The sequence below is a fragment of the Oxynema aestuarii AP17 genome, from assembly GCF_012295525.1.
GTDB lineage: Bacteria > Cyanobacteriota > Cyanobacteriia > Cyanobacteriales > Laspinemataceae > Oxynema > Oxynema aestuarii.
Map to the genome: position 1 here is coordinate 4,148,555 of NZ_CP051167.1, position 13,875 is coordinate 4,162,429.

Here is a 13,875-nt window from a genome sequence, read left to right on the forward strand (position 1 = left end):
GAATCTCAAGCCAAACTCCTATGGCTTACGCCAACATAGTACGTCTGATCTACCCCCATTATGCCCCAGCTCACCCGAGTGTGGTGGAAAATTCAGGAAAATTGAAAAAAGCGAGCGGCGGCGATCCTCCTTTGGGGTCGCTTCGCGATCGCCTCGCCGGGTGCCGTGAGGGTTTCCAAAAGCGAGGGGACGCCTTTACTATCCGTCGATCCCCTCCGCTTCGATTACGACTCGCTTGCGGTTTCCGATTCGGTTTCCACCGCTCCCTCTTCCCCAGTGGCCGACGTTTCGGGGGTTTCTTCTTCCCCTTCGGGGGTCGAGAGGGTTCCTTCGGGAACCAGTTCGATTTGAGCGCGTTCTAACAGCCAGTCCGTTGCTTTTTCTTTGAGCAGTTCTTCGCTGAGAAAATCGCGCACGCGCTCGGGATCGGCATTTTGCGGGATCTGTTCTTTAATCTCTTCGAGGCGGGCGTTGATGTCTTCAGCCGACACCTCGATCGATTCTCGCTTGGCGATTTCTTTTAAACCCAGGGACTGTTTCAGCTTTTCGATCGCCTCCGGACGGGATTGTTCGCGCAGTCGCGGCAGGTTCTCTTCAGTATAAAGCTGTTTGACATCGAGTCCGTAATTGCTTAACTGGATCGCCGTTTGTTGCAACATCCGATCGATTTCGCGATCGATCGATGTTTCGGGAAGATCCACTTCAACATGGTTGACGAGTTCGGCCAACAAAGCCGCTTCCTTGTTCGATTTCGTCTTATCTTCTGCTTGTTTGGCGTAGCGCGAGGCGATCGATTCGCGCAGTTCGGCGAGGGTTTGAAACTCGCTGACTGCTTGGGCGAAATCGTCATCTAATTCCGGTAATTCTCTCTCTTTGAGATCCTTGAGCGTGACCTGAAACTTGGCTTCTTTTCCGGCTAATTCTTCACTCGCATAATCTTCCGGAAAGTTGACGGTAATTTCGCGGGTTTCGCCGATATTCATGCCGACGATGCCTTGAATAAACCCGGGGATAAACCGCTCTTCTGACAGTTCCACTTGAAAGTCTTCTGCTTCGCCGCCGGGGATGGGAACTGATTCTCCCTCGCTGACAAATTCGCCGCGATAATCGACCACCGCAATATCGCCGAGTTGAGAGGGGCGCTCTTCTACGGGAATTAACGTCGATTGTTCCTTGCGACGCTCTTCTAAAAAGTTTTCGACTTGTTCCGGTGGCGATTTAACTTCTTCCGCTTGCAAAGACAATCCGACATAATCTTTGACCTCGACTTGTGGCGGGACGTCAACGGAAGCGGAAAACGTCAGGGCTTGACCGGGTTGGAATTGACCGAGTAGATCTTCAAAAGAACTCAACAGTTGGAAGTTGCCGAGGACTTCGATTTTTTCTTGTTCGATCGCCTTTTCCAACGAGCTTTGAATCAAATCTTCAATGGCGGCTGCTTTGATGCGACCGACGCCCAATCGTTGAACTAATACCTGGCGGGGGACTTTACCTTTGCGAAACCCAGGAATACGAGCAGAGCGGCTGAATTCTCGAATCACCTGCTCGTAAGCGTTCTTGGACATTTCTGGGGAAACTTCAATTTCCAAACCAATTTTGCTGGCGGGGAGTTTTTCCTGGGTAACTTTCATCGAATCTCGTTCAGAAATATAGATAGGGTTGACATGGGTGCAGTGATGTTGCTCCCGATCGCCGTTTCGCCAGACCTTCAAGACCGGGTTGGCCATGGCCGATTTCCCAGCCGGATTGCCGAGCCAGTAGGTTCGTGTAGCAAACCCTGGCGACCGGTCCGGTCGTCAAGTCGGGGGCAAATAACGATCTTAGCCCATTGTGAGCCGATCGCCGACAATTCGACCTTTGACATACTTCCCGGCGCGATCGCCTTCGCCAACCCCTCTCGCCTTCGCCAACCCCTCGAACTGTTCCCCCTGGGGTCTTTTCCCCGGTGGCGCGCGGTGGCCTCCCTCGACGTCGTTCGCTCTGGCGGAGCCGAGGGCGAGCCAAATTGGGCAAGCAGGTTCACTCCTTGTATGATAAGCTAAGTGGCTTAAACGATCGGTCGCCTTCGGTGCAAGGGCGATCGGGCCGTGCCGACAGGGGTATCCCCTCCCTCGCCTTGCTTCCTTAGCGCTCGGGCGAAGGGATAAACGACGATCGCCCCTCTCGCCTCAAGCCATTGCCTTATCTTGAGTTAAGATACACGTAATCCGTTTTTTAATGGCCGATCGCCTTACTCAGGCGAGGCGATCGTAAACAAAAACTTCTATTTAAAACCAACACACTCAAGCCGATTGCTCCCTCCTCTCCTCAGCCATCTCCCCTCCCAACCCACCGCGCGCGCTCTGCCCCAGGGAGTCGAGGTCGAGCTGAAATTGACTGAAATGGACTGACAGTGACCGACAACTCTACCCGTGGGAAAGGCAAACCACCGAACTCATTACAATCACCTTTATTGATACTCAAACGAACGAATCTCAACGTAAATTCAGGAGGAAATTGATTTGTCGAAATCCTATCGAGTTGCTATTTTGGGCGCAACGGGAGCCGTCGGAACCGAGTTAATCGAACTGCTCGACCGTCGGAACTTTCCCCTAGCCGAATTAAAATTATTGGCTTCTCCCCGTTCTGCCGGAAAAACCCTGCCGTTTAAAGGGGAGCAGCTAGAAGTCGAAGCCGTCTCCGAGGAAGCCTTTAAAGGAATCGATCTCGTCTTGGCTTCGGCGGGAGGCTCCACCTCCAAAGCCTGGGCGGCGAAAGCGGTAGCAGCCGGAGCCGTCGTCATCGATAATTCCAGCGCCTTTCGCATGGATCCGACGGTGCCGCTCGTCGTGCCGGAAGTCAATCCCAAAGCTGCCGCCGACCACCGAGGCATCATTGCCAATCCCAACTGTACGACGATTTTAATGGCAGTGGCGGTATGGCCTTTGCACCAAGTCCAACCCGTGCGACGGATCGTCGCGGCGACCTACCAATCGGCGAGTGGGGCGGGGGCACGGGCGATGGAAGAAGTCAAAGCCCAAGCCCGAGCCATTTTAGCCGGGGAAACCCCGACCGCCGAGGCATTCCCCTATCCCCTGGCCTTTAATTTATTCCCGCATAACTCCGCCCTCGACGAGCGCGGCTACTGCGAGGAAGAAATGAAAATGGTCAACGAAACGCGCAAAATCTTCGACGCTCCCGAGATGCAAATCTCGGCGACCTGCGTCCGCGTTCCGGTGTTGCGCGCTCATTCGGAAAGCCTCAACTTGGAATTTAGCGAGCCGTTCGACCCCGACCGAGCCCGAGATATTCTCGCGCGATCGCCCGGAGTTAGATTGGTCGAAGATTGGCAAGCGAACTATTTCCCGATGCCGATGGAAGCGACGGGACGCGATGAAGTCCTCGTCGGACGCATCCGCAAAGATCTGTCCCATCCCTGCGGTTTAGAACTGTGGTTGAGTGGCGACCAAATTCGCAAGGGAGCGGCGTTAAATGCCGTGCAGATTGCCGAGTTGTTAGTCAAAGAAAATTGGCTGCAGCCCGCGACGGCTGCAGTGTCGAGCTGAAAACCGGAAACGACCGCTCGGCGCGGATCCCAATGGGGTTGGCCGACGGCGAGACAGCCGCCCGCACGGTGGCGAGTCACCCCGCGAGGACGCCGAAAACACAGATCGGCCTTCTCCGGCGGCGATCGCTCGCCGCGACAGGCGTGTGCGATCGCGCCCTCATTAACGGTCGTTACGCCCCCTCGGGGCCGCCAGTCTTTCCCCAAACCGGGAATACTTTAACCAGAAAGAGTTTAGATTAGGAGAGTGTGGTGAATTTCGGACGAGTTCTCACCGCCATGATTACGCCGTTTAAAGAAGACGGCAGTGTCAATTACGAAGTCAGCGAAAAACTAGCCGCCCATTTGGCCGATCGCGGTACCGATACGATCGTCGTGTGCGGCACCACCGGCGAATCGCCAACCCTGACCTGGAGCGAAGAATACGAACTGTTCCAAGTCGTCAAAAAAGCCGTCGGCGACAAAGCTAAAGTGATGGCAGGCACCGGATCCAATTCCACCCGCGAGGCGATCGAAGCGACCACCCAGGCCGCCAAATTGGGCCTCGACGGTTCCCTGCAAGTTGTTCCCTACTACAACAAGCCGCCCCAAGAAGGACTCTATCGGCATTTTCAGGCGATCGCCCAAAGCTGTCCCGACCTGCCGATAATGCTCTACAACATCCCCGGTCGCACCGGGGTCAACCTCGAAAGCGAAACCGTGGCCCGCTTGGCGGAAATTCCCAATATCGTCGCCGTCAAAGAAGCCAGTGGCAGTGTCGATCGCGCCAGCGAGATCCGGCGACTCACCCCGCCCGAGTTTTGCATTTATTCCGGCGACGATTCCATGACCCTCCCCTTACTCTCCATCGGCGGATCGGGGGTCGTCAGCATCGCGTCCCATCTCGTCGGCGATCGGTTGCAACAAATGATTCGCGCCTTTGAAAACGGCCAAACTCAAGAGGCGATCGCCATTCATTTAAAACTCTTTGGACTCTTTAAAGCTCTCTTTGCAACCACCAATCCCATCCCCTTAAAAGCCGCACTGCACCTGCAAGGATGGCCCGTCGGCTCTCCCCGCTTGCCCTTGTGCGAAGCCTCCGAGAGTGTCATCGCCACCCTCAAACCCGTTCTCGAAGACCTCGATCTGCTCTAGGCGATCGCCCAACTGCACTCAACTGCACTCAACTGCACTCAACTGCACTATTTTCAAGCGTTATCGGTCAGTTGTCATCGGTCGGGGCGTCCCGTCGCCGTCTGTGCCGGGTTCCCTCACTCGTGGGAACTGACCCTCGGTTGAATTCTAATCCTTGACAAGCTATCTATCTAAAAGCAAACTCATGAGTAAAAACGGATCCTCACCTGCCCTCAAAATCATTCCTCTAGGCGGGTTGCATGAAATTGGTAAAAATACCTGCGTCTTTGAAATCAACGACGAAATTCTCCTGTTAGATGCAGGTCTGGCCTTCCCCACCGACGAAATGCACGGGGTCAATATCGTCCTGCCAGATATGACCTACCTGCGGGAAAACCGCCACAAAATTAAGGGGATGATCGTCACCCACGGACACGAAGATCACATCGGCGGGATCCCGTTCCACCTCAAACAATTTGACATCCCCGTCATTTACGGCCCTCGCTTCGCCATGAGCTTGCTCCAAGGCAAACTAGAAGAAGCCGGGGTCAGCGATCGCACCGAACTGCGTAGCGTTCTTCCCCGCGAAATCGTCCGCGTCGGCAAATCCTTTCTGATCGAATTCATCCGCAACACCCATTCGATCGTCGATAGCTTCACCGTCGCCTTACATACCCCCGTCGGCGTCGTCATTCACACTGGAGACTTCAAAATCGACCATACCCCCGTCGATGGCGAAACCTACGACCTGCAAAAGCTCGCCGAACACGGCGAAAAAGGCGTCCTGTGCCTGATCGCCGACTCCACCAATTCCGAAGTTCCTGGCTTTACCCCTTCGGAACGGTCGGTGTATCCCAACTTGGATCGTATTTTTTCCGAAGCCCCCGGTCGCCTCTTAGTGACGACCTTCGCCTCTTCCGTCCACCGCCTCAATATTCTCCTGCAACTGGCGAAAAAACACGATCGCACCGTCTCCGTCGTCGGTCGGTCCATGCTCAACGCGATCGCCCACGCGCGCAACTTGGGCTACATTCAGTGCGAAGATAACTTATTCCAACCCCTCCACGCCATCCGCCAGCTTCCCGACGAGAAAGTGCTGATCCTGACTACGGGATCCCAAGGCGAACCGATGGCCGCCCTCAGCCGCATTGCCAACGGCGAACACCGTAAAATTAAAATCCGTTCCGGAGATACGGTGGTCTTCTCCGCCAACCCGATTCCCGGCAATACGATCGCCGTGGTCAACACGATCGACAAGTTGATGAAACAAGGCGCCAATGTCATTTACGGTCGCCATCAAGGGATCCATGTCTCCGGTCACGGCTGTCAAGAAGATCAGAAACTGATGATCGCCTTGACCCGTCCCAAGTTCTTCTTACCCGTCCACGGCGAACACCGCATGTTGGTCAAGCATTCCCAAACCGCTCAAAGTATGGGAATCCCGGCGGAAAATATGGTGATTATCGATAACGGGGATGTCGTTTCCCTCAGCCAAGATAGTATTGGTGTCGTCGATCGCGTGCCGTCCGGTATAGAATTGGTCGATTCTTCGCGCACGGGGGTAGTTAAAGATGACGTTCTCAAAGAACGCCAACGCCTCGCCGAAGATGGCGTCGTCACGATCGCCACGGCGATCGGCTGGAATGGCAAACTGGAAATGGAACCGTCCCTTCACTTGCGCGGCGTCGTCTCCACCATCGAACCCAATTTGCTGCAAAAATGGGTGGCGGAAACTTTAGAAGATACCCTCAGCGATCGCTGGTCGAATTTCGCCCAAACCAACGATGACGGTCAAGTTGATGTCGATTGGTCCGGTCTCAAAAATCATTTGGAACGGGAATTGCAACGGATGTTACGCCGCGAATTGCGTCAACAACCTTTATTGGTGTTCTTGATGCAAACTCCAAAGCAACCTCCGGTGAAATCAAACTCCCCAAAAACCGGACGCCGTCGCACGCGATCGACGGCTAAAGTCGCTTCTTAATCGCGCCGGGGTACGGCATCGATCTGTACCCCCATCCCGTCGCCCCGTTTGCCGTTCACTTCCTAAGTCGGTGCTGTCGGTCGTCCCGATCGGTGCGATCGCAGTCAATCCACCGCGATCGCCCCTTGATTATGTCCAAAAATCTCACCGATACGAATTCTTTAATTTCTTTATCTTCGACCCAGCTCTTCGAGCAAGTCAGCGAGCGCGAGATCTATGCTTGGGCTCGCTGTCACTTGCAATCGTTGGAGTTAAAACACTGGCTCGGTGAAGAAGAAATCCCTCTACCGGAATTTCCCGGTTTGTATTTTATCGATTGTATCGTCTACGATTGCGAAGGTAAATCTCAAGAAAATTTAGCCTATATCGGCGTCGCCAATACGAGCATCCGCCAGCGCTGGAAGTCCCATCACCAACTCCCTTTATTTACTCGCCTTCAATCCATGGGAGTTGAGGTGATTATTCGCAGTTTTCCCGTTTTACCCGGGACGATTCCCACGGAAATGTTGCAACAGTGGGAACGGGGATTAATTGAAAAATTACACCCGATTTTTAATGACGATTTGGTCTGAAAAGTTAATGTTTTTTAACAAAAATCGCCGTCTAAAAAGGGACTCGACCGATTGACGGCGCGACGGTTTTGTGATATGTTTTATATTATAATGGGAATCTGCGCAAATTTTTTAAAAGTTTCAATACCCCCACTATAATATAAGCATATCACAAAAATGCTCTCCACGGAGCAAAATTCTCCTCTTTTTTAGCGCGCCATCAAGAGAGCGCCGTAGAACCGAGCGAACCGCCGAGAGTCAATTCAGATTTAAGAAAATCGATAAAATGGCGAGCCGTGCGACCCGATCGCCCATTGCGACGAGTCGCCCACTGGAGAGCTTGAAAGACCAGGGCTTCATCATCGATCGCGAGTTGTTCGCGAGCGGCCAAATGGCGAACGATCTCCAGATACGCTTGCTGGTCCGCAGGCTCGAAAGTCAGGGTCAAGCCGAAGCGATCGCTAAACGAAAGCTTTTCCTGAACCGTATCCCAGGCGTGAACTTCATCCGCCGCACTGGGTCGCGGGCGTTCCTCGAACAACTCGCGCACGAGATGACGGCGGTTGGAAGTCGCGTAGACCACCACATTCGGGGGACGGGCGGTAATTGTGCCTTCGAGAACGACCTTAAGCGCCTTAAAAGCATCGTCATCCTCTTCAAACGAGAGGTCGTCCACGAAAATGACAAACTTTTGGGGAAGATCGCGCAACTGTTCCACGATCGCGGGTAAATCCGTCAACTCCGACTTAGCCACTTGAATCAAGCGCAAGCCGCGATCGGCGTATGCATTCGCCAACGCCTTGACCAGAGAAGATTTCCCCGTCCCGCGACTGCCGTAGAGTAACACATTTAACGCGGGCAATCCGGCGAGCAGAAACTCGGTATTCTTGAGTAACAATTCCCGAGGACGTTCGTAACCGACCAATTCCGAGAGAGTGACCGGATCCGGGTGGGAGATGCCCGCCAAAGCGCCTGCGTGCCAAGTGAAGGCGCGATATCGACCAAATAGACCCGTTCCCGAGTGACGGTAAAAAGCGGCAAGCTCGGGCAGCAGTTGACGCCACGAAGGCGCCTGTTGAAATTGGCGGATCGGGGAGGGCGCGATCGCCGGATCCGGAGCATCCGCATCGGAGATCTCGGAAAAAGCGGGAAGGGTAGAGAGTCCGGAAATTTCGCGAACCCAGTGACTGAGACGATCGCCCGTACAGGAAGCCAAGTGCTGCAAAACATCCAAATCGTATTTCACCGCCTCCACTAACGACGGCGAGAGGCGATCGAGATCCACCTGTTGCACCTGACGGCTGAAGGGGTTGTCATCGGCCAAAATTTGGGCGATTAAAAAATCCGACCAACTCTGACGGCGATCGGCCAACAGCTCGAACCATTGACCGTAGGCGTGCAGACAAGAAATCGCCGACCGATTGCCCGTTCCTTCCCCCGAATGGCGGGTATTCGCGAAGCGACTCCAAAGGAGGAGTGCCTCGAGCAACTCGACAAAGGCGCGACCTTCTTTCCCGGCGAGTACCGAACGGTAAACCAACAAAGAAGCCGCTTCGACGGCGAGCGATTGAATAGTAGCGCTTGTGGGAGAATCCATCATCCGACCTCATCTCGGCGGGGCGATCGCCGGGTCACTCCAAAAGAAGATCGCCCCCCGGTTACTTTTTCTTACGACTGGGTTTGAGAGCCTTTTTGACCAAATCCGGAATTTCCGAGGGACTCTGAGCCACGGGGATATTCGCCGCCTTAAACGCCGCAATTTTACTTTGAGCCGTATCCGGATCGGCGCCGACGGGGCTGACCTGGTGAGTGCGACCGACACTGAGTTGAGCCGCCATAATATCCCCCGCGTGACCGAGTCGTTTACCTTTGGGCGCGTGACGACCTGCCACGTAGGCGATCGTCGGTTTGTCGATCGCCTCGGCAATATAGTGCGCCGCCGTTTCTTCGCTGCTGCCGCCAATTTCGCCGACCAGGACGATCGCCTCCGTCGCCTCATCCTCGTCTAAAATTTGCAACCACTGGGCGAACGACGAACCGACAATCGCGTCGCTGCCGATCCCGATGGCGATCGACTGGCCTAACTTCGCCTGGGTCAACTGCCAAGCGATTTCGTAAGTCAGCGTCCCACTGCGACTGAGCAATCCCACCGAACCGGGGGTGTAAAAATCACTTTTGTGGGTTCCGAGTAAGATTTTCCCGGGGACGATAATCCCGGGAGTATTCGGACCGACGATTAAGGTTTCCGTCGCTTCCGCTTGGCGGACCAAGTGAACCATATCCAGGGGGGGCATTCCCTCGGTGACGATAATAATTTGGCGAATGCCCGCCGCCATCGCTTCCAGGGCCGCATCGAGTACGTCGTAAGGCGGTACGAAAATCACACTCGTATCGATCGCGCCGAGGTGGCCAACCGCTTGCTCTACCATGTCGAAGATCTCGATTTCTTCGACCTGTTCGCCGCCGCGACCGGGACTGATTCCGGCAATGACATTGGTGCCGTAGTTTTTCATCAAAGCCGCGTAAGTGGCGCCAATCGGTTCGGTAATTCCTTGAATGAGAACTTTGCTTTCCGGTGTAAAATTCATGGCCGCTCCTAATAGTGGCGATTATTGACGCTATCGGGGTTGTCGCGATCGGGTTTAACCTTTGCGAGCTGCCGAGACCACCTGTTCCACGGCCCGGTCTAAGTTTTCGACGAGGGAAACCTCGACTTCATCTAAAATTTGCTTGGCGCGATCGAACTGCGTCCCCATGAGGCGGACGGTTAATTTAGGTAGGCGAATCGTACTCGTCGCCGTGGTATTTTGGCGAGAAATGCGTTTGAGGTAATTGGCGATCGCCTCGGCCACGAGATCGCAGGTGCCAATCCCCCCGAGTAAGTTAACTAAAACCGCTTTGACTGTTTTATCTTGACAGACTAACGCCAAGCCTTTTTCGACGCGAGCGGCAATTTGTTCGGGAGTCGCTTCCGAACGGGACTCGCCTCCTAAATTCAAGAAATTGGCAGGTTTGCCCCCGGCTTCGCAAACTAAATCGAGGGTCGCCATCGTCAACCCGGCTCCATTACACAAAATGCCGATGTTACCGTCGAGGGGAATTAAATTTAAATCTTCCCAAGGCGGGGAAGTGTCGCGATCCTCCTTTGGAGTCGCTTCGCGAACGCTGGCTCCCCCGGTGGGTAAGCTTCTCGAAGAGGTGCCATTTTCCGGCGTCCGACAGGAACTGTAAATCAAGCGAGCCAGATCGCGATGGCGACTCAAGGCGCGATCGTTGGCGGTTACTTTGCCGTCGAGGGCCATCACCTCCCCGGTGGGACTGATTCCGAGGGGGTTGATTTCGACTAAATCCAAATCTTTCTCGACAAAGAGATAGTACATTTTCTCGACGATCTCGCTGACGGACTGAATGAGCGGTCCGGAACAACCCATTTTGAGGGTGAGGCGGCGGGCGTAAAAGGGCGAGAATTCGCGATCGACCACGACTTGCTGCATGTCTTCCATCGCCGATTCCGTACTCGTCCCACCTTGACGGGAACCTAAGAGGACGGGACGGCGCGCCTCGCGGTCTAAAACTACGGCGAGATAAAGTTCGCGGTCGGTGTTGTATTTGGCTTCAGCGAGCAAGACTTCCGGGTATTCGCCTGTAATTGGCAGGTGAAAGATACTGTGAGCGGCGGCGACGGCGTCGATGGTGTTGGCGACGAACTTGATCCCGCCTACTCTACCGCGTCCCCCGGCACGGACTTGGGACTTGAGTACGACCGGATAGGGAATTTTTAAACCTTTGAGGTCTTGGGGGCGATCGATTCTCTGTCCGGGCAATACGGGAATGCCGATTTCACGAAATAATTCCTTAGCTTGGTACTCCAGTAAGTCCATAGGTGTGGGGAACGTTGAGTTTGACTAATCAGTTGAGGACGACGGCGAGCTCGAAGACTCCGAGGGAGTGGCTGGGGGAGCTGCCGGGCGATCGCCTCTGACGGTTGAGTTCCCGTCTGCGATCGCCCGCTCGAATCGAGAGGCCATCCCAGGGGGAAACAGCCTAAGTTTAATCATCTTAACTTTTTGAGGGGTTTGGGGAAAAATAAGTCCCCCTCAACAATTTTCAATTGAGCGTTGGGATAGATCGACTCCTCAAACCTGGTAAAATCCTACTACCTGAGCGGGTTCAAAAGAGCGAAAACCAAGCTAGCTCCATACAAGTTTTTTGTACAACCTGTGCTTTTTATAAATCTTAGGAACGAGGATAGCGCCGACCCCCGAGCTGTGAAAACCCGTAAGTTCCCGTAGCGGCGATCTATTGGGTTGTTGCCCGAGCTGCATTCTTTGAATCAGGCTGGGTCGTTCACTATAGTACGAGATTGCGCAGCAATTCTCAATTTGGCGGAAAGGGAGTGCAACACTTAATCTACTCAAAGCTATGCACCTTGAATCTGTATAGCATCACCAACAATGGTGAAGGCAGATGAGCTACAAAGCTCGTAGCATAATGTTACGAGCGCCGTTCCAATCTCGACGAGCAGAGTATCCGTAATTCTGGCATTGGAACTTTTTATTACCACCTAATTTTTCGTGAAGGTGACCGCATTCCGGGCAAGTCTTGGCACTATACAGCAGTTTTCGCGGTTATGGGGTACATTTGAATCGCCCTCAATTCGCCCTTAGACAACGCTCAGAGGGACTTCTTACTCATTACTCATTACTCATTACTTAACAGCGCAAAGCGCTGTATCCTCAGCGTAAGCACTTCGTTATTTTTCCCTGGGGGAACTTCAGCCGTTAGAATCATGGAGAAAGAAAATATAACAAAAATAGCGACGCATATCCCCCACCTCGGAACAGGTGGGGGTTAAGGAGCGGCGGGGTGTCAATCGTCATAGCCCTGATTCTCAATGTACCGTTTCAGTGCGATCGCCGATCTTGTAGGGTGCGTTCCCCACCTCAGCTCCTATTATCCCACCGATAAATTTTGGAAACGCACCATTCTTAATAAATTCTTGAAACGGGCGATCGCAGTCTAACGCCCATGCACACCGACCGACGAAAGTGGCTCGGTATCGATCCTCCCCAAGCCAGAAGTGAGGCAAACCCGATCGCCGCGATCGTCTGCCTCCCCATCAACCCCAGAGCCAACTTGAAGGACTGTTCGCGGGAACGTCAGGGCTGTCACCAAACAGGGGAACAGTACCCCAGCTAGATAAACCCCCGTGAGAATTTGCACCGGAACAGGCTGACTGTATTGGGTTGCTGCAAATAGCAGTAGCCCGTCTTTGCGTACTGATGCCAAATGACAGGTGATGGGGCTTCAGGTGGTACGCGAAATAGTCCCATATTGACAATTAGCCTAGGATTATTTAGTATGATGATTGAGTCATACCAATTTGTAGCAGAAAATTTGCAACCATGAGTAAGAAAGTCAGCATAACCTTGGATGACGAAATACTAGAGTTTGTAGATCGGTTAGCAAGCAATCGTAGCAGCTTTATAAATAATATTCTCTGGCAAGAAAAGAGGAGAATTTTCATGAAGGAGCTAGAAGATGCTTACAAAGATCAGGCTAATGACCCAGAGTTGCAACAAGAAATTTCTGCATGGGACGTTACAGTGGGCGATGGTTTAAATGCCTAACGGACACTTAACCTACAAGCGAGGGGAGATATGGTGGGTCGATCTACACCCTGTTCTTGGCCATGAGACTGATAAAAAGCGACCTTGTCTGATTTTGCAAAATGATATTGGCAACCAAAATGGGGCAACGACAATAGTTGCTCCATTGTTGCCTGGAGCAAGGACTTATCCGTTTGTTGTGAATGTTACACCGACTGCTAAGAATGGATTAGATAAAGATCGACACATCAACTTAAGTCAAATGAGAGCTGTGGATGCCCAGAGAATTAAAAATAAACAGGGTGATTTAGAGGAGAGTTACTGGGAAAAAATTGAGGAAGCGGTATGTATTGAGCTTGGTTTTAGTTTAGCATTTAGGTCTTTGTAGCTTGCCTAACAAGCGGCTGCACGCGGAACGGGTTGTTAAACTATCGTTTTTAAAACTGAGTGCCGTCCTGAGAACCACAAGTCTGTTGAAAGGTCTCAAAGTCGATAGGGGCGATAGATGAAATCCATCGCCCAGTTCACACACGAAACTATCACCAAAACCACCCTCCTCAAGCCAGAAGTGAGGCGAACCCGATCGCCGCGATCTCCTGCCGCACCATCAACCCCAGAGCCAACTTGAACAACTGTTCGCGGGATCGTCAGGGCTGTCACCAGACAGGGGAGCAGTACCCCAGCTAAATAAACCCCCGTGAGAATTTGCACCGGAACAGGCTGACTGTATTGGGTAACATCCTGTCGTTGCTGTTCCACAACCTCCTCGACTTGCGCGACCATCTCCCGACTCGTCAGACTTTTTTCGATGACTTGCGGGCTTTGAGCAAAACCGCCGCGCATCCTACGAATGAACGCGAAGCGTCATTCGCGCTTTTAGCGGCGGACCGAGTTGGCGCGGGTCATCCTGATTCTCGATGTACTTCAGGAGAGTTTCGATATTGGCCCGTCCGACCGTCGTCATCAGTCCGTAGGCCCGGTTCCAGAAATAAGGCTTCCAGTAGAAGGGGCGTAGCTGCTGCGCAAACTCCTGGCGCATTTTTCGGGCTGATACCGACTTCAATTTTTTCACTC

General features: G+C 53.2%; 15 protein-coding genes and 1 pseudogene. 10 read left to right on the plus strand and 6 right to left on the minus strand.

Annotated elements, in window-relative coordinates; translation table 11 throughout:
- Positions 1 to 224 precede the first annotated feature (224 nt).
- Positions 225 to 1,631, minus strand: coding sequence for a trigger factor (tig, locus tag HCG48_RS16790; protein WP_168571932.1), 1,407 nt, complete (start codon positions 1,629 to 1,631; stop codon positions 225 to 227).
- An 870-nt stretch (positions 1,632 to 2,501) separates the two neighbouring features.
- Here tig and HCG48_RS16795 point away from each other — a divergent pair.
- From HCG48_RS16795 to HCG48_RS16815, 5 genes are all read left to right on the plus strand, one after another.
- Positions 2,502 to 3,545 carry an aspartate-semialdehyde dehydrogenase gene (locus tag HCG48_RS16795; RefSeq protein WP_168570186.1) on the plus strand — a complete coding sequence of 348 codons (1,044 nt, stop codon included), beginning with the start codon at positions 2,502 to 2,504 and terminating at the stop codon, positions 3,543 to 3,545.
- On the plus strand, positions 3,509 to 3,787 hold the full coding sequence (locus HCG48_RS16800; protein ID WP_168570187.1) for a hypothetical protein: 279 nt from the start codon (positions 3,509 to 3,511) through the stop codon (positions 3,785 to 3,787). The genes HCG48_RS16795 and HCG48_RS16800 overlap by 37 nt, the downstream gene beginning before the upstream one ends.
- 6 nt (positions 3,788 to 3,793) lie before the next feature.
- Positions 3,794 to 4,678, plus strand: coding sequence for a 4-hydroxy-tetrahydrodipicolinate synthase (gene dapA / locus HCG48_RS16805; RefSeq protein ID WP_168570188.1), 885 nt, complete (start codon positions 3,794 to 3,796; stop codon positions 4,676 to 4,678).
- Positions 4,679 to 4,862: 184 nt separating this feature from the next.
- Entirely contained in the window at positions 4,863 to 6,641 is a 1,779-nt protein-coding gene (locus HCG48_RS16810) for a ribonuclease J (RefSeq protein ID WP_168570189.1), read from the plus strand.
- Between the two features lie 131 nt (positions 6,642 to 6,772).
- Positions 6,773 to 7,213, plus strand: coding sequence for a GIY-YIG nuclease family protein (locus HCG48_RS16815; RefSeq protein WP_168570190.1), 441 nt, complete (start codon positions 6,773 to 6,775; stop codon positions 7,211 to 7,213).
- 199 nt (positions 7,214 to 7,412) lie between these two features.
- Here the strand turns inward: HCG48_RS16815 and HCG48_RS16820 are convergent, their stop codons facing one another.
- From HCG48_RS16820 to HCG48_RS16835, 4 genes are all read right to left on the minus strand, one after another.
- On the minus strand, positions 7,413 to 8,789 hold the full coding sequence (locus HCG48_RS16820; protein WP_168571933.1) for an ATP-binding protein: 1,377 nt from the start codon (positions 8,787 to 8,789) through the stop codon (positions 7,413 to 7,415).
- 61 nt (positions 8,790 to 8,850) lie between these two features.
- Entirely contained in the window at positions 8,851 to 9,780 is a 930-nt protein-coding gene (locus HCG48_RS16825; protein WP_168570191.1) for a succinate--CoA ligase subunit alpha, read from the minus strand.
- A 54-nt stretch (positions 9,781 to 9,834) separates the two neighbouring features.
- The gene (locus tag HCG48_RS16830; RefSeq protein ID WP_168570192.1) at positions 9,835 to 11,073 is read right to left on the minus strand and encodes a succinate--CoA ligase subunit beta; all 1,239 of its coding nucleotides are present in this window, start codon (positions 11,071 to 11,073) and stop codon (positions 9,835 to 9,837) included.
- 591 nt (positions 11,074 to 11,664) lie between these two features.
- Positions 11,665 to 11,811, minus strand: coding sequence for a zinc ribbon domain-containing protein (locus HCG48_RS16835; protein WP_320415792.1), 147 nt, complete (start codon positions 11,809 to 11,811; stop codon positions 11,665 to 11,667).
- A 275-nt stretch (positions 11,812 to 12,086) separates the two neighbouring features.
- On the opposite strand from HCG48_RS16835, the gene HCG48_RS26535 reads away from it, so the two are divergent.
- From HCG48_RS26535 to HCG48_RS26885, 5 genes and pseudogenes are all read left to right on the plus strand, one after another.
- Positions 12,087 to 12,215, plus strand: coding sequence for a hypothetical protein (locus tag HCG48_RS26535; RefSeq protein WP_281362013.1), 129 nt, complete (start codon positions 12,087 to 12,089; stop codon positions 12,213 to 12,215).
- Between the two features lie 5 nt (positions 12,216 to 12,220).
- A complete protein-coding gene (locus HCG48_RS25535) occupies positions 12,221 to 12,391 on the plus strand; it encodes a hypothetical protein (RefSeq protein ID WP_210437059.1) in 171 nt (56 codons plus the stop codon).
- 206 nt (positions 12,392 to 12,597) lie between these two features.
- Complete coding sequence (mazE, locus tag HCG48_RS16840) at positions 12,598 to 12,822, plus strand: type II toxin-antitoxin system MazE family antitoxin (RefSeq protein WP_168570193.1); 225 nt, start codon at positions 12,598 to 12,600, stop codon at positions 12,820 to 12,822.
- Positions 12,815 to 13,189 carry a type II toxin-antitoxin system PemK/MazF family toxin gene (locus HCG48_RS16845; RefSeq protein ID WP_168570194.1) on the plus strand — a complete coding sequence of 125 codons (375 nt, stop codon included), beginning with the start codon at positions 12,815 to 12,817 and terminating at the stop codon, positions 13,187 to 13,189. The genes mazE and HCG48_RS16845 overlap by 8 nt, the downstream gene beginning before the upstream one ends.
- 320 nt (positions 13,190 to 13,509) lie before the next feature.
- Positions 13,510 to 13,635 (plus strand): annotated as a pseudogene (locus HCG48_RS26885) (ISNCY-like element ISAtsp9 family transposase); the annotation flags it as partial.
- Between the two features lie 10 nt (positions 13,636 to 13,645).
- Here HCG48_RS26885 and HCG48_RS16855 read toward each other — a convergent pair.
- Positions 13,646 to 13,873 carry a transposase gene (locus tag HCG48_RS16855; protein ID WP_210437060.1) on the minus strand — a complete coding sequence of 76 codons (228 nt, stop codon included), beginning with the start codon at positions 13,871 to 13,873 and terminating at the stop codon, positions 13,646 to 13,648.
- Positions 13,874 to 13,875: the final 2 nt, after the last annotated feature.

Bases quoted from the DNA above. Each gene is read 5' to 3' on its own strand.
- tig (WP_168571932.1), bottom strand. From the start codon at position 1,631: ATGAAAGTTACCCAGGAAAAACTCCCCGCCAGCAAAATTGGTTTGGAA.
- HCG48_RS16810 (WP_168570189.1), top strand. From the start codon at position 4,863: ATGAGTAAAAACGGATCCTCACCTGCCCTCAAAATCATTCCTCTAGGC.
- HCG48_RS16815 (WP_168570190.1), top strand. From the start codon at position 6,773: ATGTCCAAAAATCTCACCGATACGAATTCTTTAATTTCTTTATCTTCG.
- HCG48_RS16820 (WP_168571933.1), bottom strand. From the start codon at position 8,789: ATGGATTCTCCCACAAGCGCTACTATTCAATCGCTCGCCGTCGAAGCG.
- HCG48_RS16825 (WP_168570191.1), bottom strand. From the start codon at position 9,780: ATGAATTTTACACCGGAAAGCAAAGTTCTCATTCAAGGAATTACCGAA.
- HCG48_RS16830 (WP_168570192.1), bottom strand. From the start codon at position 11,073: ATGGACTTACTGGAGTACCAAGCTAAGGAATTATTTCGTGAAATCGGC.
- HCG48_RS26535 (WP_281362013.1), top strand. From the start codon at position 12,087: ATGTACCGTTTCAGTGCGATCGCCGATCTTGTAGGGTGCGTTCCCCAC.
- HCG48_RS25535 (WP_210437059.1), top strand. From the start codon at position 12,221: ATGCACACCGACCGACGAAAGTGGCTCGGTATCGATCCTCCCCAAGCC.
- mazE (WP_168570193.1), top strand. From the start codon at position 12,598: ATGAGTAAGAAAGTCAGCATAACCTTGGATGACGAAATACTAGAGTTT.
- HCG48_RS16845 (WP_168570194.1), top strand. From the start codon at position 12,815: ATGCCTAACGGACACTTAACCTACAAGCGAGGGGAGATATGGTGGGTC.